The organism is Arthrobacter sp. 210 2, assembly GCF_059093025.1.
In genome coordinates this window covers 113,119-135,026 of record NZ_JBNHIE010000006.1, presented here as the reverse complement: position 1 = coordinate 135,026, position 21,908 = coordinate 113,119, and the positions used below count along the sequence as shown (strand labels likewise).

Sequence of the window (21,908 nt, the reverse complement as noted above, 5' to 3'; positions counted from 1 at the left end):
TCCTGGCGACTCTTTATCGGCCCCAGACGGGCCTGAAACCCGGATTCCCCGAACAGCTGGAGACTTGCATGCCATGGCATCCGCCGCCCAGTGACCGTTTCTACCGGCTGATTGTCCGCCTGGGCCAGGTCCTCCGGTGGGCCTTCCGGATCACCATCCTTCCCACCGGGCTGGAACATGTGCCGGCACCCGGCCTGCGCCATGGCATCGCGCGGACCGTGGTGCCCGGCTCCGGCGCCGTCTTTGCCATCACGCACTTTGGCTACCTGGATTTCGCGGCGTCCGAACTGGTCCTGTGGAAGCATTCCCGCGCCCACATGCGCTTTATGATCCACCAGGGGGCGGCAGACCACTGGCTGGCAGGCCCGGCTATCAGTGCTACAAACAGCGTGGTGGTGGGGTACACCGAACGCACCGGCGCTTTTGACGAGGCCGTGGCCAAGCTCAGGAGCGGCGAATACCTGGCCGTGTTTCCGGAAGCGGGAGTGAGCAGGAGCTTCATGGTCCGGGAGTGCAAAACAGGTGCCGTACGAATGGCAGCCGAAGCAGGCGTCCCCGTCTTCCCGGTGTCGGTGTGGGGCGCGCACCGGCTCTTGACAAAGGGGCAGCGGTTTTCCCCGCGGAGGGCATGGCGTGCACCGGTCCGGGTGCATTACGGCGAACCGCTCCGGTTCCCGCCTGAGGTGGACGCGGAACGCGAAACCGAACTCCTGCGCCGCACGCTGCAGGCGGGCGTCGATGCCTGCATCGCGGACTTCCCGCTGAAGCCGGAGCCCGGTGCCTGGTGGATGCCGCGTCACCTGGGCGGCGGCGCGCCGTCCGAAGCTGAGCGGCAGGCGCTGGACGCCCAGGACGCCGCCAGGGGCCGCCGTCGTACTCCCCGAAAGTAGGTAGCGCCAAGTGTCCTTGTGGAGGTCCACAACGACACTTGGCGCTACCTGGTTGGATGGGGCCCGGACGAAGCGTTTAGTCCGAGACCACCAGGGTTTCGGCTCCGGCGAGCCTGGCTTTCCCGCTGTCGAGGAGGGGTTCGACGGCGGCGCGCAGGGCCGTCATCGAGTCATCCAGTTCCAGCATCACCGGGTGCTGGTACGCGATCAGTGCCAGCATGTCGCGGACAGCCTCGGCGGCGTCATCGGCATCCAGCGCCGGTTCGTGGCCGACGAAGACGTCCGTGGGTGCCTCCGCTCCCTCGGGCTCAGGGCCCTGGGCGGGGTCCGGGTTGGCGGGCGCCGCGTAGCTGACGGCAAAGGCGCGGATGCGGCCCTTCTTACTCGGCGCCACCCCCGCACCGAACGCCGATTCCGGCTGTGCCCGCAGCACGATGGCGCCGTGCGCTCCGGTGAGGTCATCCAGGAACAGCTTCTGAACCTGGCCCATGGACAGCACGCCCGGGGAATCCCAGCCGTGGATGGAGGTGTAGTACCTGCCCACGACATCGGTCAGTTCCACGGACCCGGTGGCCAGCTCCATCACAACGTCGGAGCCGGCGTCCTGGTCGCCGGCGGACCCGCCGTCCCTGGCCGGGAACACGGGAAGCCGCAAGGCACCCGGTTCCACGATGACCAGCCGGGACCGCTGGATGGGCGAAAGTCCCACGGCTTCGGCGAAGGCTGCCCCCGGCGTACCGGGCTCCACCTTGGCGCGGAACTTGGCAACGCCCGACGGCGCGTGCTCGGCTTCCCGCCGCAGCATGGCCAGGAGGCTGGCTCCGATGCCGGCACGACGGTGGTCCTTCGCCACTTCGATGTACGTCCACAGCCGTTCAGGGTGCAGCGAGGCCTCGTAGACCACACCGGCAGCCACCGGGATCCCGACCTCGTCGATCACGTCCTCGGCCACGATGCAGCGGCGCCAGAGAGCGCCGCCGGTGCCGGCAGAGGACGGCGCGAGCGCGCCGCGGAACTGGCGCGCCTGGGACGTTTCCGGGCCGCCCCAGATCTCCAGGAGCGCCAGGTCGTCGCCCTCGCGCCATTCGCGGTATTCGATGGCCATGCTCAGGCGCCGATCAGGCGTGCGGCCAGGTAGCCCTCCACCTTGTCCAGGGAAACGCGTTCCTGGCTCATGGTGTCCCGCTCGCGGATGGTCACGGCCTGGTCCTCGAGGGTGTCGAAGTCAACCGTGATGCAGAACGGGGTGCCGATCTCGTCCTGGCGGCGGTAGCGGCGGCCGATGGCGCCGGCATCGTCGAAATCGATGTTCCAGTTCTTGCGCAGCTGGGTGCCCAGGTCCTTGGCTTTCGGGGACAGGTCCTCGTTGCGGCTCAGCGGCAGCACGGCGGCCTTCACCGGGGCCAGCCGCGGGTCCAGCTTCAGGACGGTGCGGACGTCCACGCCCCCCTTGGCGTTGGGGGCCTCGTCCTCGGTGTAGGCGTCCACCAGGAAGGCCATGAAGGAACGGGTCAGGCCGGCCGCGGGTTCAATGACGTACGGGGTGTAGCGCTCGTTCGTGGCCTGATTGAAGTAGCTCAGGTCCGTGCCGGAGGCCTTGGCGTGCGTCGAGAGGTCGAAGTCGGTCCGGTTGGCGATGCCTTCCAGCTCGCCCCACTCTGAGCCCTGGAAGCCGAAGCGGTATTCGATGTCCGTGGTGCCCTTGGAGTAGTGGCTGAGCTTTTCCTGCGGGTGCTCGAAGAAGCGCAGGTTCTCTTCACGGATGCCCAGGCCGGTGTACCAGGCCATGCGCTCCTTCATCCAGTACTGGTGCCACTCTTCGTCCGTGCCGGGCTCGACGAAGAACTCCATTTCCATCTGCTCGAACTCGCGGGTGCGGAAGATGAAGTTTCCGGGCGTGATCTCGTTGCGGAAGGACTTCCCGATCTGGCCGATGCCGAACGGGGGCTTCTTGCGGGAGGTGGTGAGGACGTTGTTGAAGTTCACGAAGATGCCCTGGGCGGTTTCCGGGCGCAGGTAGTGCATGCCTTCTTCGCTGGCGACGGGGCCCAGGAAGGTCTTGAGCAGGCCGGAGAATTCCTGCGGCTCGGTCCATTCACCGCGGGTGCCGCAGTTGGCGCAGACGATGTCCTTCAGGCCGTTCTCGGCGGGGCGGCCCTTCTTCTCCTCGTATTCTTCCTCGAGGTGGTCGGCGCGGTAGCGCTTGTGGCATGACAGGCATTCCACCAGCGGGTCGGAGAAGACCTCCACGTGGCCGGAGGCTTCCCATACCTGGCGGGGCAGGATGACGGAGGAGTCCAGGCCCACCACGTCCTCGCGGCCGCGGACCATGGACTGCCACCACTGCCGCTTGATGTTTTCCTTCAGCTCGGCGCCAAGGGGCCCGTAGTCCCAGGCAGAACGCGAACCTCCGTAGATCTCACCGGCCTGGAACACGAAGCCCCTCCGCTTGGAGAGGGAAATGACCTGGTCGAGAACGGATTTTGCTGCCATGGGGTAACTCCAGTTTCTACAGGGCCGCTGGGTGCGGTCCGCGGTTTTCAGGCCCCGGCATCACCAAAAGCAGGGCACTTCCGGTGGCCGGACGGGGCGGATGAAGGGGGTGGTAAAGCTGCGTGTCCTAGCCTACCGGCCGCTGCCCGCGGAGCGCGCCCCGCGGCCACGGCAGCGTGGCCAGGATAATGGCGGCCAGCGTCAGGATGGTGCCCAGGACGGTGGCGGGCGCCACCACGGTGCCGGGGGCGGGAAGCACCACGTCCAGAGCCAGCGATCCGAGCAGCTGGCCCGCGATCATTCCCAACCCCGTCACCAGGACGCCCAGGCTTCGAACCAGCAGCGCTCCCAGTCCAATGAAGACACAGCCCATCGGACCGCCGAGGTAGTACCACCACTCCCCCGGCAGTGGGTTGCCCGGCCCTGCCACCGCAACCTTGACGGCGAGCGCGGTCCACAGCACCAGGCAGCCGGCAATGAAGTTGACCAGCGTAGCGGCGATGGGGGTCCCATAGTGGACGGTGGCGGTGCCGTTCATGGCCTGCTGGAAGCTCATGAGGAACCCTGCGGCCACGGGAAGCAGGAGCGGAAGCACCAAAGAAGCGGGACCGCCGTCGGTTCCGGGCGCGGAGCCTGAGGCGAAACGCGGCGAAACAGCCCATGCGACGGCGGCGATGGTGAGCACGCAGCCGATGATCCGGATGCCCGTGACCTGTTTCTTGCCCGCGGGCCCGAGGCCCAGCCGGTCCACCAGGAGTCCGCTCACCGTCTGCCCGGTGACGGTGGCCACCGTGAACAGCGCCACCCCAAGGAGGCCCACCGTGAAGGACTGGGCAAAGACAAAGACCGCCCCGATGCAGCCGGCGAGGACGTAGATGCGGGGAAATGCCCTGCTGCGGACGGCCGGAAGGATCCTGGCCAGCCCGGCGCGGCCGCGGGGCAGGAGCAGCGAGATGAGGATCATGACCACCAGGCCTGTGCTGAAGCTCACCACCGCGGCAGCGATTCCGTCATTAAGCCGGGCTCCGAGTGCTCCGTTGATGCGGCCCTGGACAGGGATGGCAAGGCCGGCGCCCACCGCCAGCGGCAGGCCTGCGAGCAGCGGCAGGCGGGAGGTGGAGGTCATTGAATCCACCTTACGTCAGGCATTATTGCTACATGAGCAACCCCGTTGAGGACGTCCCCATCCGTGACAGCATGATCCGCCTGGGCCAGCTGCTGAAGCTTGCCAACCTGGTGGAGGACGGCGTGGAGGCCACGGATCTGATCAAGAACGGCCTGGTGAAGGTCAACGGAGAAATCGACGACCGGCGCGGCCGCCAGCTGCACAACGGCGACACCGTCACGGTCAATAACCAGACCGTTCGCGTGGTGGCACCCGAAGCGGACTGAACCTGCTGCGCCGGCGGAGCGGCGCCCGAAAGGTGACCGGCCGCCGTCGTACGCCTACTTCTTCAGGACCTCGTGGGTGAGGAACTCCCCCACATGCCCGATTTCCTGCTGGTTGATGCCGTGCCACATGCCCGTGTACAGCACTTTGGTGAGCTTGACGTGCTTGCGGACCCAGCCCATGGTGAAGTCGATCTTGTCCGGGGTGATCACGGGGTCCTGCTGGTCCCGCCCCCAGAACATGGGAATGGTTCCGTCCAGTTCGGCGTCCCGGAAGGTGGGGTCGTCGCCGGCGTCCACCACGAAGCCTGACAGGCCGACGACGGCCGCGAAGTCCGTGGGCCGCTGCCGCAGCAGCGTGGTGGCCATGGCCATCCCCATGGAAAAACCGAGCAGGGACACCGAGGGGTGCCCCACCTTGATGGTGTCGATCCAGTCGAGCACGAAGGACGACGCCGCCTTCACCCGGTCCAGCGAGTAGTCGATGGAGGCGGTGAGCGGGAACCAGGTGAAGCCGGGGCCCATGGCAATGGGTGCGCGCACGGAGGCCACCGCGAAGTCCCCCGGCAGCAGGTCGGCGAGGCTCAGCAGGTCCTGCTCGTTGGCGCCATATCCGTGCAGGAGCACCAGCAGCGGCTTTCCGTCGCGCTGGTCCTCCGGGTGGGACCACAGGACAACAGGGGCAGGAAATACATCGGCTTCAGTCATGGTTTCCATTGTTACAGCTACCTGAGGGCAACAACCTACGTTCGCGTAGCCAGAGAGCCGGAAGGCAGGATAAGGACCGTGACTGACGCAAGCATCATTGAAACCCCGCATGCACGCTCCGGATCCCACCCCTGGACCCGGTATGTGGCCATGGGCGATTCCTTCACCGAGGGCATCGGCGACCCCGAGCCCTCAAGCCCCGGCGGCTTCCGCGGCTGGGCGGACCGGGTGGCGGAGGAACTGGGCCGCACCCAGCCGGATTTCGCGTACGCCAACCTCGCGGTACGGGGCCGGCTGCTGCGGCAGATCGTGGACCAGCAGCTGGCGCCCTGCCTGGCCCTGAAGCCGGACCTTGTCACCCTGTCCGCCGGGGGCAACGACCTCATCCGCCCCGGCGGCGACCCTGACGCGCTGGCCGAAAAGCTGGATTCCGTGGTGCAAATACTGGCCATGGGCGGCGCCACTGTGGTCCTCTTCAACGGGCCCGATACCGGTTCGTCCGTGCTGGGCAGGATCCGCAGCAAGGTGGCCATCTATAACGAGAACCTGCGTACCGTCGCGGCCAGGCACGATGCGGTCATTGCGGACATGTGGTCCCTCCGGCAGCTCAGCGACCCCCAAATGTGGGACCAGGACCGGCTGCATTTCTCCCCGCTGGGCCACCACACCATCGCGGCCATGGTGCTGGATGCACTGAACGTGGAGCACACCCTGGAGCCGCTGCAGCCCAAGGCCCTGCCGCACCGGACGTGGCGCGAGGCGCGGTCCGGCGACCTGGTGTGGGCGCGCGAATACTTTGTCCCGTGGGTGCTGCGCCGCCTCCGCCACCAGTCCTCCGGGGACGGCATCACCGCAAAACGTCCGACGCCGGGTCCCGTCTTTGGCCCGGGCGTTCCGCTGGGTTCGGGCGAGGGGCCGCTGGGTACCGCGGAGCCGTCCCGGCGCTGACGCCGGTACTCGGAACCCGGCAGCGGCGCAGGCGGGCGGTATGCAACCGGATATGGTGGTGCGGCTGAGGCTGCAAGCCCAGATGCTTCGGGAGCCCGCTGCCGCATCGCCGGAGGCCGCCTTGCGAAAGCTGCTGGCCGTGCAGGCGCAGGAGTTTCCCTACGCCCGGTGGAGCCTTGCCCAGCGGGTGTCGGCGGGCGCATCCCCCGTTGCGGCAGCGGAGGTTGAGCAGGCAGTGGCCGACGGCCGGATCCTGCGGACGCATATCCTCCGGCCCACCTGGCATTTCGTCCACCGTGACGACCTTCGCTGGCTTGTTGCCCTGTCGGCACCGCGCCTGCACCAGGCCAATGCGCCGACGTACCGCCTCACCGGAATCGATGAAGCAACTGCCGCCCGGGGCAGCGAGGTGCTGGCCGGGGCTGTGGCCGGCGGCAACCACCTCACCCGCGGGCAACTGGCCGTAAAGCTGCAGGAGGCCGGCTTCGAGGCCAGCGGACTGCGCCTTGCGTACATCATCATGCACGCCGAAGCCAGCGGCGTCCTTGCCAGCGGCACGCCGGTCCGGAGCCCGGGTGGTGCGCTGAGGCAGACGTACGCGCTCTTTGACGATCGGGTACCCGCCGGGCCGGCCGTACCGCTTTCCCGGCCCGAAGCACTGGCTGAACTCGCCCTCCGCTACTTCACCAGCCGGGGACCCGCCACGATCCGGGACTGCGCGGACTGGTCAAAGCTGACAATGACCGATATACGGCAGGGTGTGCAGCTGGCCATGGAGGCTCATCCCGGTGCCCTGGGAGCAACGGCGATTGACGGCGTCGAGCATTACTTCGCTGGAGACGCCGGCGGGGAAGCCGACGCTGGTCCTGACCGCGGACCTCGCGCCGATAGCAGACCGCGGATCGACCTGATCCAGTGCTACGACGAATATGTGATGGGCTATTCCGCCACCCGGCATTACATGGGCGGCAGCGGCCCTTCCTTCCCCTTTGCCGGGGAGCCCATCCACGTGGTGCTGCTGGATGGGCGGATGGCCGGATCCTGGCGGCACAAACTGCTTCCGGACCGGTGCGAACTCGATATCCGGTTGTCTCATGCCGCCGAGACGCCGGGTTCCCCGTTGGCCGCCGCTATCCAGGACGCTGTGGACCGCTACGCGGCTTTCACGGGGCTCCCGGCCGTTCGTGTGCAGTCGGGGACTAAGCTGGAAGGACACACATGAGAGGCGCCCCAGCGTGAGCAACCTGTTTTTCTGGATCATCATCCTGTCACTCCTGATCCCGGTGGCCATGCGGATGTACCGGAAATCCGTGGCCCGCAGGGACCATGGGCAGAGCTTCTCCGGGCGCTACCCAGAGCAGTTCCCGGGCGCCGGCCAATTCCCTGGATCGGCCGGGCCGCCGAGCAAGCAGCCCCGCGACGGCTACACCCAGCAGGACTATTTTGCCGGCGGATTCCAGCAGATCGAGCGGCCGCAGCCCATCAATGATCCCCAGCCGCTGCCCTACCAGTATGGCCAGCCGCCCCAGCAGCCGATGCCGGGCGCCGACAACCGGACCGCGCCGCAGCCGCCGTTCCAGCAGCCCCCGTTCTCCCAGCAGGGCGCGCCCGGCCAGCCCTCCCCCGAACAGCACGCGGCCCCCGCTACTCCCCCGCCGCCGTCGGCCCCGCAGGGCTACCGGGCGCGGAAGCTTGCGGAACTGGACCAGCAATACAGCAACGGCGAACTGTCCGTCGAGGAGTACATGACCCGCCGCAGCGACATCATGAACGGCTGACCTGCGTCACATCCACCAGCGGGAAGCCCACGTGCGTTAGTCCACCAGCGGAAAGCCCTCGCGCGTTAGTCCACCTGCGGAAAGCCCAGGTCGATGACCGACGTTGCGGGGTCCGGCCACCGCGTGGTGACCACTTTGCCCCTGGTGTAGAACCGGATGCTGTCCGGCCCGTACATGTGCGTGTCCCCGAACAGGGAGTTCTTCCAGCCACCGAAGGAGAAGGTGCCCACCGGAACCGGGATGGGCACGTTGACGCCCACCATGCCGGCCTCGACGTCGAACTCGAACTGTCGGGCGGCACCGCCGTCGCGGGTGAAGATGGCAACCCCGTTTCCGAACTCGTTGTCATTGACCAGGCGGACCGCATCGCTGTAGGTATCTACCCGGACTACGGACAGGACCGGACCGAAGATTTCGTCGTCGTAGACCTTCATGCCCGGCTTGACGTGATCCACCAGGCTGACTCCGATGAAAAACCCGCTGGAATCGAACTGTTGCGAGCGGCCGTCAACAACCACTGTGGCGCCTTCATTTTCGGCGCCTGCCACATAAGAGGCCACCCTGTCCCGGTGCTCGGCGGTGATCAACGGTCCCATCTGTGATGCAGGGTCCGTCCCGGGACCAATCGTCAGGGTGGCCATCCGGCTTTGGATGGCCGCCACCAGGTCGTCGGCGATGGCACCGACGGCGACGAGCACGCTGACCGCCATGCAGCGCTCACCGGCCGAGCCGTAGGCAGCCGAAATGGCGGCGTCTGCTGCCATGTCCAGGTCCGCGTCCGGCAGGACCACCATGTGGTTCTTGGCCCCGCCCAGGGCCTGGACCCGCTTGCCGTGGTCCGCCGCGCGCTTGTAAATCGACTGCGCAATGGGGGTTGAGCCCACGAAGCTGACGGCCTTGACGTCCGGGTGTTCGAGCAGCACATCCACGGCTTCCTTGTCGCCCTGCACCACGTTCAGCACACCGGCCGGCAGTCCCGCTTCGGCGAAGACTTCCGCGATGAACACGGCGGAGGACGGGTCCTTTTCACTGGGCTTCAGCAGCACGGTGTTGCCGCACGCCAGGGCACTGCCGATCATCCAGAGCGGCACCATGGCCGGGAAGTTGAACGGGGTGATGCAGGCGACCACACCCACAGGCTGCCGGACGGAGTGCACGTCCACGCCGCTGGAAACCTGCTCCGAGCGTTCCCCCTTAAGCATGTGGGACAGTCCGGTGGCGAACTCGATGTTCTCGAGGCCGCGCGAAATCTCCCCTTCGGCGTCGGAGAGTACTTTGCCGTGCTCACTGGTCAGGATGGCGGCCAGCTCGGACTTGCGCTGTGTGAGGATTTCGCGGACCCGGAAGAAGATGTTGGTCCGCTTCGCCAGGCTCGTCGCCCGCCAGGCGGGCAGCGCGGCCGTGGCAGCGGCGATGGCTTCCTCTACCCGGGCAGCGGAAGCGAGCGCAACCTGCTTTTCCTGTTCTCCGGTGGCCGGGTTGAACACGGGGCCAAAGCGCTCGGCATCGGCAACGCGGCTGCCGTTGATGTAATGCGGAATGGTGTGCATGAAAGTCTCTCTTCTACTTTGCTGAATCCAGGGAACCGTCGGCGAGCTTGATGATCATGGAGCAGTCCTTGCCGGACTCGCCCGCATCGATGAGGCGCTGGTACAGCTGCTGAACATGCCTGCCGATTTCGAGCGGCGTGCCGGTGTCCTCGGCAGCGCTGATGGCCAGGCCGATGTCCTTGTTCGCCAGCTCGGCGGTGAACGTGGGCGCGAAGTCGTTGTTGGATGCGGCGGTGGGGACCACACCGGGAACGGGGTACCAGGTACGCAGGGCCCAGCTGTCACCGGAGGACACGGAGGCGATGTCCCAGAACACCTTCTTGTCGAGTCCAAGCCTGTCGGCCAGCACTGCACCCTCAGCGGTGGAGGCCAGGTTGATCAGGAGCATCAGGTTGTTGCAGATCTTGGCCGCTTGGCCGGTAGTGGCTCCGCCGGTGGGGATGATGTTGGTGGCCATCGGCCCGATGTAGCGGGTGGCATCCGCTACTGCGTCGGCTTCACCGCCCACCATAAACGTGAGTGTTCCTGCTTTGGCGCCACTCATCCCGCCGGAGACGGGGGCATCGACGAAGCGGAAGCCGGCGGCAGCGGCGGCGTCGTGCAGTTCACTGGCAGCCGCGATATCGATGGTGGAGGAATCGACCAGGAGCGTCCGTGTTTCCGCATGTGCCAGCACGCCGTCCGCACCGAGGTAGACGGCCTTGGCATGTTCGCCCTTCGGAAGCATGGTGAACACAACATCGGCGCCCGCCACAGCCTCTGCGATGCTTCCTGCCGGCTTCACACCGCCAGCCTCGGCAGCGGCGACGGCGGCGGGGTTGAGGTCGAATCCCCGTACGTCGTGACCCGCCTTGGCAAGGTTCCCCGACATGGATCCGCCCATATTTCCCAAACCGATCCAACCGACTACTGCCATGGCATAAGCTCCTTTGCTGTGCCTCCGGCCGGGACCGGCCGGAAGGTCTGTGTCCCACCATCACACCCTGTTACAGTGCAATCAAGGGGAAAAATCACAGACGGTATGTGCACTGATGCACACGAATGAAGGGACACCCGGTGGCGCGGCTTCCAAGTCCGGACGACCTGTTGATCCTGCTCACTGTGGCCAGGCTGGGACGCTTCAACGCGGTCGCCGAAACGATGGGGACCACGCACACCACGATTTCGCGGCGGATCCTCGCCCTGGACAAGCAATTGGGCGGCAGGACGCTGGAGCGCAGTCCGCACGGGTGGGAGCTGACGGAGCTTGGCGCTTCGGCCGTCGCGGCTGCGGAAACGATCGAGGAAACACTTGGGTCACTGGCCGCCGTTGTGGGCCAGGACCGGGACGCAGTGTCCGGCATGGTGCGCATCAGCACCTCTGACGGTTTCGGCGCCGAATTCGTCACTCCTGCCCTGGTCCGCCTCCAACAGCGGCACCCGTTGCTGAATGTGGAGATGCTCAGCGCCACGCGCAAGGTCAGCCAGAACCGCTCCGGCGTGGACCTTGAAGTGGTGGTGGGCCGCACGGATGTGAGCAATGCGCAGGCCATCTTCCTGGCCAACTACTTCCTGCGGCTCTATGCCAGTCCCGCGTACGCGGCGCAGCGGGGCTTGCCGGAAACGCCCGACGGCGTGGGGCAGCACGGCTTCGTCTCCTACGTTGAGTCCGCCCTGCAGGTTGCCGAACTGGGCCACCGGTCCTCGCAGTTGCCGATGCCGAAATCCAGCTTCCAGGCGACGAGCATCTTTGCCCAGGTGGAGGCGGTGCGCCGCGGCGCCGGCATCGGGCTGCTCCCGAACTTTATGGTGGCGCAGAACGCGGAGTTCATTCCGGTGCTCCCCGACGCCTTCCAGCGCCAGATTCCCGTCTGGGCGGTGGCCCGGCCGGAATCGCTCCGGTCCGGCCGGGTGCAGGCCGTGATTGCTGCCCTCAAGGAAGAAGTGGCGGCCCGCCAGGATCTTCTGGCAGCCTAGGCCCTGGCACCCTGGTCACTCGGGTCCTGGTCCCTGCGACCCGGAGCAGTTGTCAGGCCTGGAAGAGCCGCCTCACCACCTGCCCCGCAGCGAGTGCGTCAAGGCCTTCGTTGATCTCGTCAAGCGGCCGGGTGTCGGTGTGCAGCAGTTCAACGGGAAGCCTGCCCTCCCGCCAGTAGCCAAGGTAGAGGGGGATGTCCCGGGCCGGGACGGCGTCCCCCATGTACGAGCCCAGCAGCCGTTTGCCCGCACCGGCGAACTGGAGCGCCGGCACCGTCAGTTCCGCCGTGGGATGCGGCAGCCCTACGGAGACTACGGAGCCACCGCGCGTTACGTGCTCCAGGCACGAGGCGATGACCCGGGCGGACCCCACAGCTTCGACGGCGGTGTCCACACCGTCACCGGAGGCGTCGGCAATCAGGCGGGAAGCGTCATCCGGGGTCCCTACGGCCCTTGCCCCGCACTTCAGCGCGAGCCCGTGCTTGGCGGCGTTGGGATCGATGGCGATCACGGAGGAGGCACCGGCGAGCGCCGCGGCCATAACGGCCGAGAGCCCCACGGCACCGAGCCCGAAGACAGCTACGGACTGGCCGGGCTGGACGGCCGCCGTGTTGAGGACGGCCCCCATTCCGGTGAGCACGGCGCAACCGAACATTGCGGCAACGGTGTCCGGGACGTCGTCGTCGATGACCACCACTGATTCACGGGCCACCACGGCGTAATCGGCGAATGCCGAAACCCCCAGATGGTGGTTGATGCGCTTCCCGGCAGGTGTCCGCAGCAGGGCTTCGCCATGGAGGAGGTCCCCCGACCCGTTGACGTCGGCGGCGCGGTGGCAGAGCGCCGGGCGGCCTGCCCGGCACGCACGGCAGCCACCACAGCTCGGGACGAAGACGAGGACTACGTGGTCCCCCGGGGAAACATCGGTGACGCCGGGACCCACGGCGGCGACCCGTCCTACAGCCTCGTGCCCCAGCGCCATCGGGAGCGGCCTGACGCGGGAACCGTCCACCACGGAGAGGTCAGAGTGGCACAGGCTCGAATAGGTGATGTCGATCCCCAACTCGCCGGCGCGGGGTTCGGGCCGGTCGAGCTCCTCCACCTGAAGCGGGTGCGCTTGGGTGTAGCTGGTTCCGGACGGGACCGTGGAGTAAAGAACGGCTGCTTTCATGGAGAATCCTGACTTCCTCGAGGTGCTGACGCGCAACTGCCCGGGCCTGCGTGGTCGCGGGTCCGGGCAGTTGGCATGCTGTCTGGCTTTGTGGTGGCGTTGCCTATTTCTTGCCGGCTGCGAGAAGGTCGGCCGTGCCCTGGGCATCGGCTGCGTCCACATCGCGGAGCGAAATGCCCCGGGTTTCCTTGAGGAAGAACACGGAGATTGCCGTCACGATGCAGGCTCCCAGCAGGTACAGCGCCACCGGAGTGGAGGACTTGAAGCTGCTCAGCAGCGATGTGGCGATGATCGGGGCCAGTGAACCGGCCACGATGGAGGTCACCTGGTAACCCAGGGAAACGCCCGAGTACCGCATGCGGGTGGGGAACATCTCGGCCATGATGGACGGCTGGCCCGCGTACATCAGCGCGTGGAACAGCAGGCCGATGGTGATGGCGGCCAGAATGACGATGTCATTGGCAGTGTCCATCATGGGGAAGGCGAAGAAGCCCCAGGTGCCGCCGAGGATGGCGCCTGCCATGTAGACCGGGCGCCGGCCGAACGCATCGGACATTTTGCCGACGAGCGGCACGGCGCAGAAGTGGATGAAGTGCGCCACGAGCAGAAGCAGGAGGATGCGGGAGGTGTCGGTCTGGACCACAACCTTGAGGTACGTGATGGAGAAGGTCACCACCAGGTAGTACAGGATGTTCTCGGCGAAACGCAGACCCATGGCGGTAAAGACACCACGCGGGTAGCGGCGGAAGACTTCGGCAACGCCGTAGCCCTTCTTCTCCACGGTGACTTCCTTGCGGGCCTCGAGAAAGATCGGTGCGTCCTGGACCTTGGTGCGGATGTAATAGCCGACGATCACGATGACGGCAGAGAGCCAGAAGGCGACGCGCCAGCCCCAGCCCAGGAATGCTTCCTGGGACAGCGTGGCCGAAAGGGTGAACAGCACGCCGGTGGCCAGCAGGTTGCCCATCGGTACTGCTGACTGCGGCCAGCTGGACCAGAAACCGCGGGACTTGCTGGGGCTGTGCTCTGCGACCAGCAGCACGGCGCCGCCCCACTCACCGCCGACGGCGAAGCCCTGCACGAAGCGCAGGAACACCAGGAGGGCCGGGGCCCAGTAACCGATCTGGGCGAACGTGGGCAGGCATCCCATGAGGAAGGTGGCCACGCCCACCAGGATGATGCTCAGCTGCAGCAGCTGCTTGCGGCCGAATTTGTCACCGAAGTGGCCAAAGACGATGCCGCCGATGGGGCGCGCCACGAAGCCTACGGCGTAGGTGACGAAGGCGGCGATGATGCCATCCAGTTCGGTCCCTGAATTGGGGAAGAACATTTTGCCAAACACCAGGGTGGCGGCGGAGGCATAGAGGAAGAACTCGTACCACTCCACAACGGTGCCGGCCATGGAGGCCGTGACGACTTTCTTCAGGCCGGAGGCCTTGACGTCGGTTTCCTCTGTCCGCCGTGCGGCGGAGCTTTCCGTGCTCATCTGTTACTCCTTCGGCGTCGTCGTCGACACCACTGGGACGTATTGGGGCGGATACGTGTGATTTTGGCCACGAACCGCCGGGTCCCATTGAGTATGGTCCGCCTGTCAGCCCAGCTCAACGGCGAATCTCGCAGAGCACATCTGCATAAACGCACATCCGGGCAAAGGAGGGAGCAGTGCTACTCGGAAAGATGCCTCTGGAGCTGCGGTCCCAGCTGGCCGATTTCGGTTAGGAACCCGTCGTGGCCAATGGGCGCCTCGATCAGGTGGACGTCCACATCCCCCGGAAGCGCCCGGGCCAGCTCACGTGACTGGGACGGAAAGTACAGGCGGTCGGAGTCCACGGCGGCAACAAAGAAGCGGGCTTGGCTGGCGGCCAGTGTTTCGGCCAGCGTGCCGCGCCCCCGGCACACGTCATGGCTCATCAGCGCCTCGGTGATGGCGATATAGCTGTTGGCGTCAAACCGCTGCACCAGTTTGTTGCCCTGGTGGTCAAGGTAGCTCTCAACTTGGTAGCGTCCGCGTTCCGCCAGGCACTCACCCTGCAACGGCGATTCGGGAGCCTGCGGGGCACGGCCGAACCTGCCTTCCAGCTCGGCGGCTGAGCGGTAGGTGATGTGTGCGATGCGCCGTGCCAGTGCCAGTCCGGCCTCGGGGAAAGGGCCGCCGTAATAATCGCCGCCGTTGAAGTTGGGGTCCTGCCGGATGGCGAGGGTCTGCGCCTGGGCGAAGGCGATCTGTTCGGCCGTGCTGGCGGCCCCTACGGCGAAGACCGCGCAGCGCTGCACGCGCTCCGGGTAGGTGACAGCCCATTCGAGTGCGCGGGCGCCGCCCATCGAACCGCCCAGGACGGCAAACCAGCATTGGATGCCGAGCTGGTCAGCCAGCCGGGCCTCCGCCACGGTGCTGTCCCGCAGGGTGACCAGGGGAAAGCGGGAACCCCAGGGGTTGCCGTCGGGGGCAGGCGAGGACGGGCCGGTGGATCCGTAGCAGCCGCCCACGATGTTGATGGAGACAACGAAGAAACGGTCTGTATCCACGGGTGCGCCGGGTCCGGCCAGCTGTTCCCACCAGCCCGGTTCGTCGGTGTCGCCCCGGGTCACGTGGGTGCTGCCGGTGAGGGCATGTTCGATCAGGATGGCGTTGCTGCCGTCCGCGTTGAGGGTGCCCCAGGTTTCGTAGGCGAGCGTCACCTCCGGAAGATAGCCGCCGGCCTCAAGTTCCAGGCCTCCAATGGAGGCGTAGCGGACAATCCCGTGTTCGGGAACGGTGGTACGGGTGACGGTAACCGTCATGGCAAGACCTCTTCTACGCGCTTGCCTGCCGTCGAATGACCGGCAGGCCAGGTCTTCACCCGGGGCACCCCACCGCGGAAGGAGGGTTGCCGGCCAGCAAGCCGGGGCTGTCACTGGCACTCATGACCTGGTTCGAGTGTACGAAACACCACCCGTCCCAAGCCAAGAGTGTGACTGGTTGTGACTTCCCCGGCCCGGGCACGCCGGCCCTGGCTGCCTGTTTGCTGTGGAGGCTGCCTGTTTGCTGTGGAGGCTGCAGCTGCCTGCCGCTTGCCTGCCTACGTGCCGGCCGGCGTCGCGCCTTGATCTGGTCAGGCGCCCGACGCCGCCTTTGCTGCCCGGAAGCCGGCCTCGAGGTCGGCCAGGATGTCGTCGATGTGCTCAATGCCCACCGACAGGCGGACCAGCCCGGGGGTCACGCCGGCCACGGCCTGCTGCTCCGGGGAGAGCTGGCTGTGGGTGGTGGACGCCGGGTGGATGACCAGGGACCTGACGTCCCCGATGTTGGCTACGTGCGAGTGCAGCTCCAGGGCGTCCACGAACCGCTTGCCGGCCTCGGCACCCCCGGCCAGGTTGAAGGACACAATGGCACCGGTGCCCTTGGGTCCGTACTTGCGGCCGCGCTCGTACCAGGGGCTCGAGGGCAGGCCCGCGTAGGCGACGGATTCGACGTCGTCACGCGCTTCCAGCCAGCGGGCAACCTCCGCGGCGTTGGCCACGTGGCGTTCCACGCGAAGACTCAGCGTCTCCAGGCCCTGGGAGATCAGGAAGGCGTTGAACGGCGAAACAGCAGAGCCCAGGTCCCGCAGGAGCTGGACGCGTGCCTTAAGGATGTAGGACAGGTTGGCGCCCAGGGCGCCGCCCTCCCCGAGGTCACGGCCGTAGACCAGCCCGTTGTAGGTGGGGTCCGGGGTGTTGAAGCCGGGGAACCGCTCCGGGTCCTTGCTGAAGTCGAACTTGCCCGAGTCCACGATGACGCCGGCGATGGCCGCACCGTGGCCACCCAGGTACTTCGTGGCCGAATGGACCACGATATCCGCGCCCCACTCGAGCGGACGGATCAGGTACGGCGTGGACAGCGTGTTGTCCACGATCAACGGCACACCTGCTTCATGGGCGGCCTGGGAGACGCCTTCGATGTCCAGGACATCCTGCCGCGGATTGGACACCACCTCGGCAAAGAAGAGCTTGGTGTTCGGCTGCACGGCGGCGTGCCACTGGTCCAGGTTGTCCGGATCCGCCACGAACGTGACGCTGATGCCGAACTTCTTCAGGGTGTGGGCGAAAAGGTTGTAGGTTCCGCCGTAAAGGCTGGGGCTCGCGACAATATGATCGCCGGCCTCGGCAATGTTCAGGACAGCGAAGGTCTCGGCTGCCTGTCCGGAGCTGAGCAGCAGGGCTGCCAGGCCGCCTTCGAGGCTGGCAATCCGTTGCTCCACCGCGTCCTGGGTCGGGTTGCCGATGCGCGTGTAGATGGGCGCCAGTTCCGCCAGCGCAAACCGGTTCGCCGCGCTCTCCGCGCTGGGGAACACAAAGGACGTGGTCTGGTAAATGGGCAGCGCACGGGCTCCGGTGGCGCTGTCCGGCTCCTGTCCGGCGTGGATCTGGCGGGTTTCGAAGGACCATCCGTTGGACATTCAAGGCTCCTTTGACATGGGCCCGGGGCAGGCTGGGAGCACCACGGGCCGCGCTTGCCATCCGGCCGTTGCCGGACAGCCAGGTCCTCACCCGGGGCACCCCACCGCGGATGGAGGGTTGCCGGCCAGCGAGCCGGGGCTTGGCGCTGGCGCTCATGACCTGAGCTCAGTGTAGGAACATTGCCGGCCGGCCGGACAGCATTGTGACGAACATAGTCCTGCAGGTTTCGCCGCCTGATGGTGGCCCGTGAAGGGGTTGACCTCGGAAAATCCCAGTAAGGCAACCCTTAGCTGAGAGCCCGATCACAAAGTGCCAAGATGTTGGCATGCGCATGGATCACGTCTCTTACGCCTGTGAACACGATGGCCTCGCGGCCACTACCGAACGTATTTCCTCTGCCCTCGGCGTTGAGGCAGTGAAAGGCGGGGTACACCCCCGGTTCGGAACCCGGAATATGATCATCCCGCTCGCGGGACACAAATACCTCGAGGTGGTGGAGGTCCTGGACCACCCCGCATCGGACAAGGCACCCTTCGGGCAGGCAGTACGTGCCCGTTCGGCGGCCGGCGGCGGATGGATGGGCTGGTGCGTCGAAGTGGACGACCTCGCCCCCTTCGAAGAACGCCTCGGACGCTCCGCAGTGAACGGCAACCGGAAATTCCCGGACGGCCGTGAACTGGTGTGGAAGCAGATCGGCATCCTGGGGCTCATTGCCGACCCCCAGGTTCCGTACATGCTCAAGTGGGAGGGCGACCCCTCCCTGCACCCGTCCAACGCCTACGACAGCAACGTCAAGATGAGCTGCCTCACCATTGCCGGTTCGGCTGCCCGGGTCACCGAGTGGCTGGGCGAACCGGTGGAGAAGCCGTTGGAAGACGTGGCCGTGGAGTGGGTGGCGCCGCACGGGACGCCGGGCATTCTGTCAGTTACGTTCGAAACCGCCAGCGGAGCCGTCACAATCTGACCTCCTGCTGCGTGGTCCGGTGCTGCCGGGTCACGCAGGGGCACCCCCTGGGTTCCCTGTCCGACCATTCTTCGGCCGCCATCAGCATGTGACAACGAAGTCACCTGCCGATGGCGGCCGAATCCATTTCCTGGCGTGCCCGGTCTTGGCTTGCCGGTTCCTTGGTTTGCCGGGTTCTTGGATTGCCGGGTTCCAGACGGTCGCAGACAGCAAGGGTGGAATGCGTGCTGGACCCGGCATGCTGAAATCCCTCGGTGCTTTGTCAGACCCCCCTGTCATAGTTTTCCTATGGCAAGCAGGGCGGCATTGGAAGCGTTGGAGGTCCTTGAGGCGTCCCTTGCTGAGCTGGGTGCTGTGCTGCGTGGGACCGGTGAGGGTTTTGATCCGTTGCGGGAGCAGGTTGATCGGAGCCTGGACGGGCTCGCCGGGGTCGCCCGGCTTGAAGCACGGACCGCGGCGTTGAAGGTGCATCTTGCGGCAGGGTATGCAGAAGCTGCCAAGGCTGTGGCGTCACGGGCCATGGTGCCGTCCGGGGCGATGGCGCAGGAAGCATCGATGGTCGCCGAAGTCGCGGGTGTGTTGACTATTGGTGCGCGGGCTGCCGGTGTGCTGCTGAACGAGTCGCAGGTGCTGGCCAATGTTTTGCCGTTGACCTTGGCGGGGTTGCAGGACGGGAACCTGTCGTGGGCGCACGCGAAGGCCATGGTGGAGGAAACCGCCACCCTGGATCGGGCCGGGGCCGCCGCGTTGGAGGCGCACTTCCTGGGCCCGGACGCATCCAGTCCGGCTACCGCGCCGGCGCCGGGTGAGTTGGTGCCGCACCGGTTCCGGCACAAGGCCAGGATCTGGCGGGAACGCCACCACCCCGAATCCCTCGAAAAACGTCACGTCAGGAGTGTCGCGGAGCGGCGGGTGGAACACCGCCCGGACATGGACGGGATGGCCTGGTTCCACGCCTACCTCCCGGCGGACACCGCCTCGGCGATGTGGAACCGCACCACCGCCCTCGCCCGGGGCCTGCAGGGCCCGGACGAGTCCCGCACCCTGCCCCAGCTCTGCGCCGACATCTTCGCCGACGCCGTCCTCAGCAACGGCCAGGACAGGCAGGGCGGGCAGACCGTGCAGGATTGCGGCGGTACTGTTGCGGAGGTCCGTGCCCCCCACGCGGAGGTTCTGGTTACGGTGCCGGTGTTCTCGCTCATGGGGTTGACGGATGAACCGGCGATGCTCGACGGCCACGGACCCATCCCGGCCTCGATGGCGCGGAAGCTGGTCGCAGACGGGGCTGGCTCGTTTTACCGGGTGCTGGTGGACCCGCGCGACGGGGCGCCGCTGGAAATCGGCCGCACCAGCTACCGGGTCACCAAAGCGATCCGGCGTTGGCTGCGGTTGAGGGACGGGAAGTGCCCGTTCCCGGGCTGTTCCAACAACTCCCTGGACAATGAGGCAGACCATTTGCTGGCGTGGCATCACGGCGGAACGACCGGGATCAGCAATCTGGGCCAGCCCTGCCGCAAACACCACCGCCTCAGGCACACCAGCGGCTGGACACCCACTTCGGCCACCAAAAACGGACCACCCGGGTGGATCTCACCATCCGGCCGTCGCTATAAGAGCGAACACCAGGACTGGGAACCACCATACTGGCCGGAACAACTCAGGCGCGAGCTGCATCGGAAGCGGAAACGGAGACAACTTTCGCAGCGGAAGCGAAACGTGCACCGGCCGCTGTCACTGACCAAGCGTGCTCCCTACGGCTACCCGGACCTTTGCTACAAAGGGCTGTCCCCGGGGTGAGGAAGGCCTGTTGCGTGTCCTGCACGGGACCGGAAACTGAGCAACGGCCCGCTTGTGCCCCGCCCGTCGTCGTGCCCGCCTAGCCCAGGCCCATGGACCTTCCGAAGAGGCTGAAGCCGACAAAAGCGACGATGTCCAGCAACGCATGCGCAATGACCAAGGGCATGACGCGCTTGGTCCGGGTGTAGAGCCACGCGAAGACAATACCCATGACCACATTGCCGATGAACGGCCCGAAGCCCTGGTACAGGTGGTAGCTTCCACGCAGGAGGGCGCTGGCGGCAATGGACAGCGGCACGCTCCAGCCAAACTTTCCGAAGCGGTTCAGCAGGTAGCCCACCACGATGACTTCCTCCACCACGGCATGCCGGATGGCGGACAGGATCAGGACCGGCACTGTCCACCAGTAGGCGTCCAGCGCACTGGGAATGATCGCGGTGGTTATCCCCAGCGCCCGGCCCGCGGCGTAGAGGCCGAGCGACGGGATGCCGATCAGGGCCGCCAACCCCACCCCCTGCATCATGTCCATTCCCGGCCGCGCAAAATTGAAGCCCAGCTTCCGGAAGGCTGAGCCCTGATTGCCAACATCTCCGGACGCCGCCTGCCGCTGGTCAGTAAGGAAATAGATCACCAGCAGCACCGGAACCAGCGCGAAAATGATGTCCAGCAACTGGTAGGTCAGGTCGAAATACTCGCGCGCACTCTGGGAGCGGTTCAGCGTTGAGGTGCCCTCGGCCAGCGGCGCTCGGGTCATCTTGTCCAGGAGCTGCACCACGGAGTACACGGCGGACTGGCCGAGGGAGAGGCCCAGCACAATCCAGACTTCGAACTTCAGGCGGCGGCGGGAGGGAACCAACATGTACCCATCTTGCCTGCAGTTGCTGGGTCAAGCCTGACCCAGCAATCCACGCGTGGCGCCGGCGGTATTCGGAGGGCGGTGTGCAGGCCTGCAGTATCAAGGCCGGAGGTATTGAGGCTGGGGCTATTCAGGCCTGCCGTATTGAGCCGGGAGTTCAGCTGGGCGCGACGATAACTTCGGTGCCGTTGGCCTCGAAGGCCGCCTTGTCCCGCGGCGAGATCCCGGCATCCGTAATCAGCCGGGTGAAGTTGTACCCGTCCATGGTGGCAAAGGCCCGGACGCCTACCTTGGAAGAATCAGCCAGGACATAAGACACCCGTGCCCGGCTCGCGAGCAGCGCGTTGACCGATGCCTCCCCCTCGCCGGTGTTCGTGGGCCCCACTTCCGGGTCGATGCCGTTGACCCCGATGAAGGCGATGTCCAGCACTACCTTCTGCATGATGATGTCCGTGTAGGGGCCCACCAGCTCGTAGGACCGGGGGTTGAGGATGCCGCCGGTCACCATGACCTTGATATTGGGCCGCACCGCCAGCTGCCCGGCGATGTTAATGGCGTTCGTGACCACCGTCAGCGTGGGCTGGTTGGAGGGGGCGTTGAGGTCTTCGCGGGTGGCGAGGATCTGTGCCAGCGCGGTGCTGGTGGTGCCGCCGCAGAGACCGATCACGGTGCCGGGCCTGATCAGCGCGGACGCCGCCTGTGCAATCTGTTCCTTGGCTTCGGCGTGGTCGTCCCGGTTGTAGCGGCCGGGAAGGTCGTACGCCAGGGCACCGGTGGTGGCTCCGCCCCGGGTCCTGGTGAGGAGCCGGCGCTTGGCCAGGCTGTCCAGGTCCCGCCGTGCGGTGGCCGGTGATACGCCCAGGGTGCTGACGATTTCATCGACTTCCACCTGGCCCGATTTGGCCAGCAGGTCAAGGATGGCGGTCAGCCGGTCAGTGCGGGTCATGCAGGGCCTCTCGGTACTCCGGCCATCGCTTCGATGACGCTTT

Annotated in this window: 20 protein-coding genes and 2 riboswitches; of the genes, 8 read left to right on the top strand and 12 right to left on the bottom strand. The window is 66.4% G+C overall.

Going from position 1 to position 21,908, the window contains the following annotated elements; all coding sequences use genetic code 11:
• The first annotated feature begins 68 nt into the window (after positions 1-68).
• The gene (locus tag AC5RWA_RS13105; RefSeq protein ID WP_494057951.1) at positions 69-890 is read left to right on the top strand and encodes a lysophospholipid acyltransferase family protein; all 822 of its coding nucleotides are present in this window, start codon (positions 69-71) and stop codon (positions 888-890) included.
• Between the two features lie 76 nt (positions 891-966).
• On the opposite strand, the gene AC5RWA_RS13100 is transcribed toward AC5RWA_RS13105, so the two are convergent.
• From AC5RWA_RS13100 to AC5RWA_RS13090, 3 genes are all read right to left on the bottom strand, one after another.
• The gene (locus AC5RWA_RS13100) at positions 967-1,995 is read right to left on the bottom strand and encodes a GNAT family N-acetyltransferase (protein WP_494057950.1); all 1,029 of its coding nucleotides are present in this window, start codon (positions 1,993-1,995) and stop codon (positions 967-969) included.
• Between the two features lie 2 nt (positions 1,996-1,997).
• Positions 1,998-3,383, bottom strand: coding sequence for a glycine--tRNA ligase (locus tag AC5RWA_RS13095; protein ID WP_494057949.1), 1,386 nt, complete (start codon positions 3,381-3,383; stop codon positions 1,998-2,000).
• Positions 3,384-3,510: 127 nt separating this feature from the next.
• Entirely contained in the window at positions 3,511-4,509 is a 999-nt protein-coding gene (locus tag AC5RWA_RS13090) for a DMT family transporter (RefSeq protein ID WP_494057948.1), read from the bottom strand.
• Positions 4,510-4,541: 32 nt separating this feature from the next.
• Between AC5RWA_RS13090 and AC5RWA_RS13085 the strand changes: the two genes are divergently transcribed.
• Positions 4,542-4,775 (top strand): RNA-binding S4 domain-containing protein, encoded by a 234-nt coding sequence (locus AC5RWA_RS13085; RefSeq protein ID WP_079595569.1) that lies wholly within the window; start codon positions 4,542-4,544, stop codon positions 4,773-4,775.
• 54 nt (positions 4,776-4,829) lie between these two features.
• On the opposite strand, the gene AC5RWA_RS13080 is transcribed toward AC5RWA_RS13085, so the two are convergent.
• Entirely contained in the window at positions 4,830-5,480 is a 651-nt protein-coding gene (locus AC5RWA_RS13080; RefSeq protein WP_115525539.1) for an alpha/beta hydrolase, read from the bottom strand.
• 78 nt (positions 5,481-5,558) lie between these two features.
• On the opposite strand from AC5RWA_RS13080, the gene AC5RWA_RS13075 reads away from it, so the two are divergent.
• Genes AC5RWA_RS13075 through AC5RWA_RS13065 form a run of 3 tightly spaced genes read left to right on the top strand, consistent with a single transcriptional unit; the run spans position 5,559 to position 8,206 of the window.
• Positions 5,559-6,428, top strand: coding sequence for an SGNH/GDSL hydrolase family protein (locus AC5RWA_RS13075; RefSeq protein ID WP_115525533.1), 870 nt, complete (start codon positions 5,559-5,561; stop codon positions 6,426-6,428).
• Positions 6,429-6,468: 40 nt separating this feature from the next.
• Positions 6,469-7,650: a winged helix DNA-binding domain-containing protein gene (locus AC5RWA_RS13070; RefSeq protein WP_494057947.1), complete on the top strand. Its 1,182-nt coding sequence runs from the start codon at positions 6,469-6,471 to the stop codon at positions 7,648-7,650.
• 13 nt (positions 7,651-7,663) lie between these two features.
• Positions 7,664-8,206 carry a hypothetical protein gene (locus AC5RWA_RS13065; protein WP_494057946.1) on the top strand — a complete coding sequence of 181 codons (543 nt, stop codon included), beginning with the start codon at positions 7,664-7,666 and terminating at the stop codon, positions 8,204-8,206.
• 65 nt (positions 8,207-8,271) lie between these two features.
• Here the strand turns inward: AC5RWA_RS13065 and AC5RWA_RS13060 are convergent, their stop codons facing one another.
• Together AC5RWA_RS13060 and mmsB are read right to left on the bottom strand one after the other, a co-directional pair.
• A complete protein-coding gene (locus AC5RWA_RS13060; RefSeq protein ID WP_494057945.1) occupies positions 8,272-9,756 on the bottom strand; it encodes a CoA-acylating methylmalonate-semialdehyde dehydrogenase in 1,485 nt (494 codons plus the stop codon).
• Positions 9,757-9,769: 13 nt separating this feature from the next.
• On the bottom strand, positions 9,770-10,672 hold the full coding sequence (gene mmsB / locus AC5RWA_RS13055) for a 3-hydroxyisobutyrate dehydrogenase (RefSeq protein ID WP_079595574.1): 903 nt from the start codon (positions 10,670-10,672) through the stop codon (positions 9,770-9,772).
• Positions 10,673-10,812: 140 nt separating this feature from the next.
• Between mmsB and AC5RWA_RS13050 the strand changes: the two genes are divergently transcribed.
• Complete coding sequence (locus AC5RWA_RS13050) at positions 10,813-11,712, top strand: LysR family transcriptional regulator (protein WP_494057944.1); 900 nt, start codon at positions 10,813-10,815, stop codon at positions 11,710-11,712.
• 52 nt (positions 11,713-11,764) lie between these two features.
• Here the strand turns inward: AC5RWA_RS13050 and AC5RWA_RS13045 are convergent, their stop codons facing one another.
• From AC5RWA_RS13045 to AC5RWA_RS13030, 4 genes are all read right to left on the bottom strand, one after another.
• Positions 11,765-12,883 carry an alcohol dehydrogenase catalytic domain-containing protein gene (locus AC5RWA_RS13045; RefSeq protein ID WP_494057943.1) on the bottom strand — a complete coding sequence of 373 codons (1,119 nt, stop codon included), beginning with the start codon at positions 12,881-12,883 and terminating at the stop codon, positions 11,765-11,767.
• A 103-nt stretch (positions 12,884-12,986) separates the two neighbouring features.
• Entirely contained in the window at positions 12,987-14,369 is a 1,383-nt protein-coding gene (locus tag AC5RWA_RS13040; RefSeq protein ID WP_494057942.1) for an MFS transporter, read from the bottom strand.
• A gap of 179 nt (positions 14,370-14,548) precedes the next feature.
• A complete protein-coding gene (metX, locus tag AC5RWA_RS13035) occupies positions 14,549-15,664 on the bottom strand; it encodes a homoserine O-acetyltransferase MetX (protein WP_494057941.1) in 1,116 nt (371 codons plus the stop codon).
• A gap of 12 nt (positions 15,665-15,676) precedes the next feature.
• Positions 15,677-15,792, bottom strand: a riboswitch (SAM riboswitch).
• A 183-nt stretch (positions 15,793-15,975) separates the two neighbouring features.
• The gene (locus tag AC5RWA_RS13030; protein WP_494057940.1) at positions 15,976-17,301 is read right to left on the bottom strand and encodes a bifunctional o-acetylhomoserine/o-acetylserine sulfhydrylase; all 1,326 of its coding nucleotides are present in this window, start codon (positions 17,299-17,301) and stop codon (positions 15,976-15,978) included.
• 45 nt (positions 17,302-17,346) lie between these two features.
• A riboswitch (SAM riboswitch) is annotated at positions 17,347-17,462 on the bottom strand.
• A gap of 165 nt (positions 17,463-17,627) precedes the next feature.
• Between AC5RWA_RS13030 and AC5RWA_RS13025 the strand changes: the two genes are divergently transcribed.
• Entirely contained in the window at positions 17,628-18,266 is a 639-nt protein-coding gene (locus tag AC5RWA_RS13025) for a VOC family protein (protein ID WP_079595580.1), read from the top strand.
• A gap of 288 nt (positions 18,267-18,554) precedes the next feature.
• Positions 18,555-20,063 (top strand): HNH endonuclease signature motif containing protein, encoded by a 1,509-nt coding sequence (locus AC5RWA_RS13020; protein WP_494057939.1) that lies wholly within the window; start codon positions 18,555-18,557, stop codon positions 20,061-20,063.
• Between the two features lie 79 nt (positions 20,064-20,142).
• Here the strand turns inward: AC5RWA_RS13020 and AC5RWA_RS13015 are convergent, their stop codons facing one another.
• Both AC5RWA_RS13015 and AC5RWA_RS13010 read right to left on the bottom strand, forming a co-directional pair.
• Positions 20,143-20,922: a CPBP family intramembrane glutamic endopeptidase gene (locus AC5RWA_RS13015; protein WP_494057938.1), complete on the bottom strand. Its 780-nt coding sequence runs from the start codon at positions 20,920-20,922 to the stop codon at positions 20,143-20,145.
• Between the two features lie 154 nt (positions 20,923-21,076).
• The gene (locus AC5RWA_RS13010) at positions 21,077-21,865 is read right to left on the bottom strand and encodes a DeoR/GlpR family DNA-binding transcription regulator (protein ID WP_494057937.1); all 789 of its coding nucleotides are present in this window, start codon (positions 21,863-21,865) and stop codon (positions 21,077-21,079) included.
• Positions 21,866-21,908: the final 43 nt, after the last annotated feature.

What these genes read in the sequence shown, in the direction of transcription:
- AC5RWA_RS13105 (WP_494057951.1), top strand. Translation starts at nt 69, where the DNA reads ATGCCATGGCATCCGCCGCCCAGTGACCGTTTCTACCGGCTGATTGTC.
- AC5RWA_RS13100 (WP_494057950.1), bottom strand. Translation starts at nt 1,995, where the DNA reads ATGGCCATCGAATACCGCGAATGGCGCGAGGGCGACGACCTGGCGCTC.
- AC5RWA_RS13095 (WP_494057949.1), bottom strand. Translation starts at nt 3,383, where the DNA reads ATGGCAGCAAAATCCGTTCTCGACCAGGTCATTTCCCTCTCCAAGCGG.
- AC5RWA_RS13090 (WP_494057948.1), bottom strand. Translation starts at nt 4,509, where the DNA reads ATGACCTCCACCTCCCGCCTGCCGCTGCTCGCAGGCCTGCCGCTGGCG.
- AC5RWA_RS13085 (WP_079595569.1), top strand. Translation starts at nt 4,542, where the DNA reads ATGAGCAACCCCGTTGAGGACGTCCCCATCCGTGACAGCATGATCCGC.
- AC5RWA_RS13080 (WP_115525539.1), bottom strand. Translation starts at nt 5,480, where the DNA reads ATGACTGAAGCCGATGTATTTCCTGCCCCTGTTGTCCTGTGGTCCCAC.
- AC5RWA_RS13070 (WP_494057947.1), top strand. Translation starts at nt 6,469, where the DNA reads ATGCAACCGGATATGGTGGTGCGGCTGAGGCTGCAAGCCCAGATGCTT.
- AC5RWA_RS13060 (WP_494057945.1), bottom strand. Translation starts at nt 9,756, where the DNA reads ATGCACACCATTCCGCATTACATCAACGGCAGCCGCGTTGCCGATGCC.
- mmsB (WP_079595574.1), bottom strand. Translation starts at nt 10,672, where the DNA reads ATGGCAGTAGTCGGTTGGATCGGTTTGGGAAATATGGGCGGATCCATG.
- AC5RWA_RS13045 (WP_494057943.1), bottom strand. Translation starts at nt 12,883, where the DNA reads ATGAAAGCAGCCGTTCTTTACTCCACGGTCCCGTCCGGAACCAGCTAC.
- AC5RWA_RS13040 (WP_494057942.1), bottom strand. Translation starts at nt 14,369, where the DNA reads ATGAGCACGGAAAGCTCCGCCGCACGGCGGACAGAGGAAACCGACGTC.
- metX (WP_494057941.1), bottom strand. Translation starts at nt 15,664, where the DNA reads ATGACGGTTACCGTCACCCGTACCACCGTTCCCGAACACGGGATTGTC.
- AC5RWA_RS13030 (WP_494057940.1), bottom strand. Translation starts at nt 17,301, where the DNA reads ATGTCCAACGGATGGTCCTTCGAAACCCGCCAGATCCACGCCGGACAG.
- AC5RWA_RS13025 (WP_079595580.1), top strand. Translation starts at nt 17,628, where the DNA reads ATGCGCATGGATCACGTCTCTTACGCCTGTGAACACGATGGCCTCGCG.
- AC5RWA_RS13020 (WP_494057939.1), top strand. Translation starts at nt 18,555, where the DNA reads ATGGCAAGCAGGGCGGCATTGGAAGCGTTGGAGGTCCTTGAGGCGTCC.
- AC5RWA_RS13015 (WP_494057938.1), bottom strand. Translation starts at nt 20,922, where the DNA reads ATGTTGGTTCCCTCCCGCCGCCGCCTGAAGTTCGAAGTCTGGATTGTG.
- AC5RWA_RS13010 (WP_494057937.1), bottom strand. Translation starts at nt 21,865, where the DNA reads ATGACCCGCACTGACCGGCTGACCGCCATCCTTGACCTGCTGGCCAAA.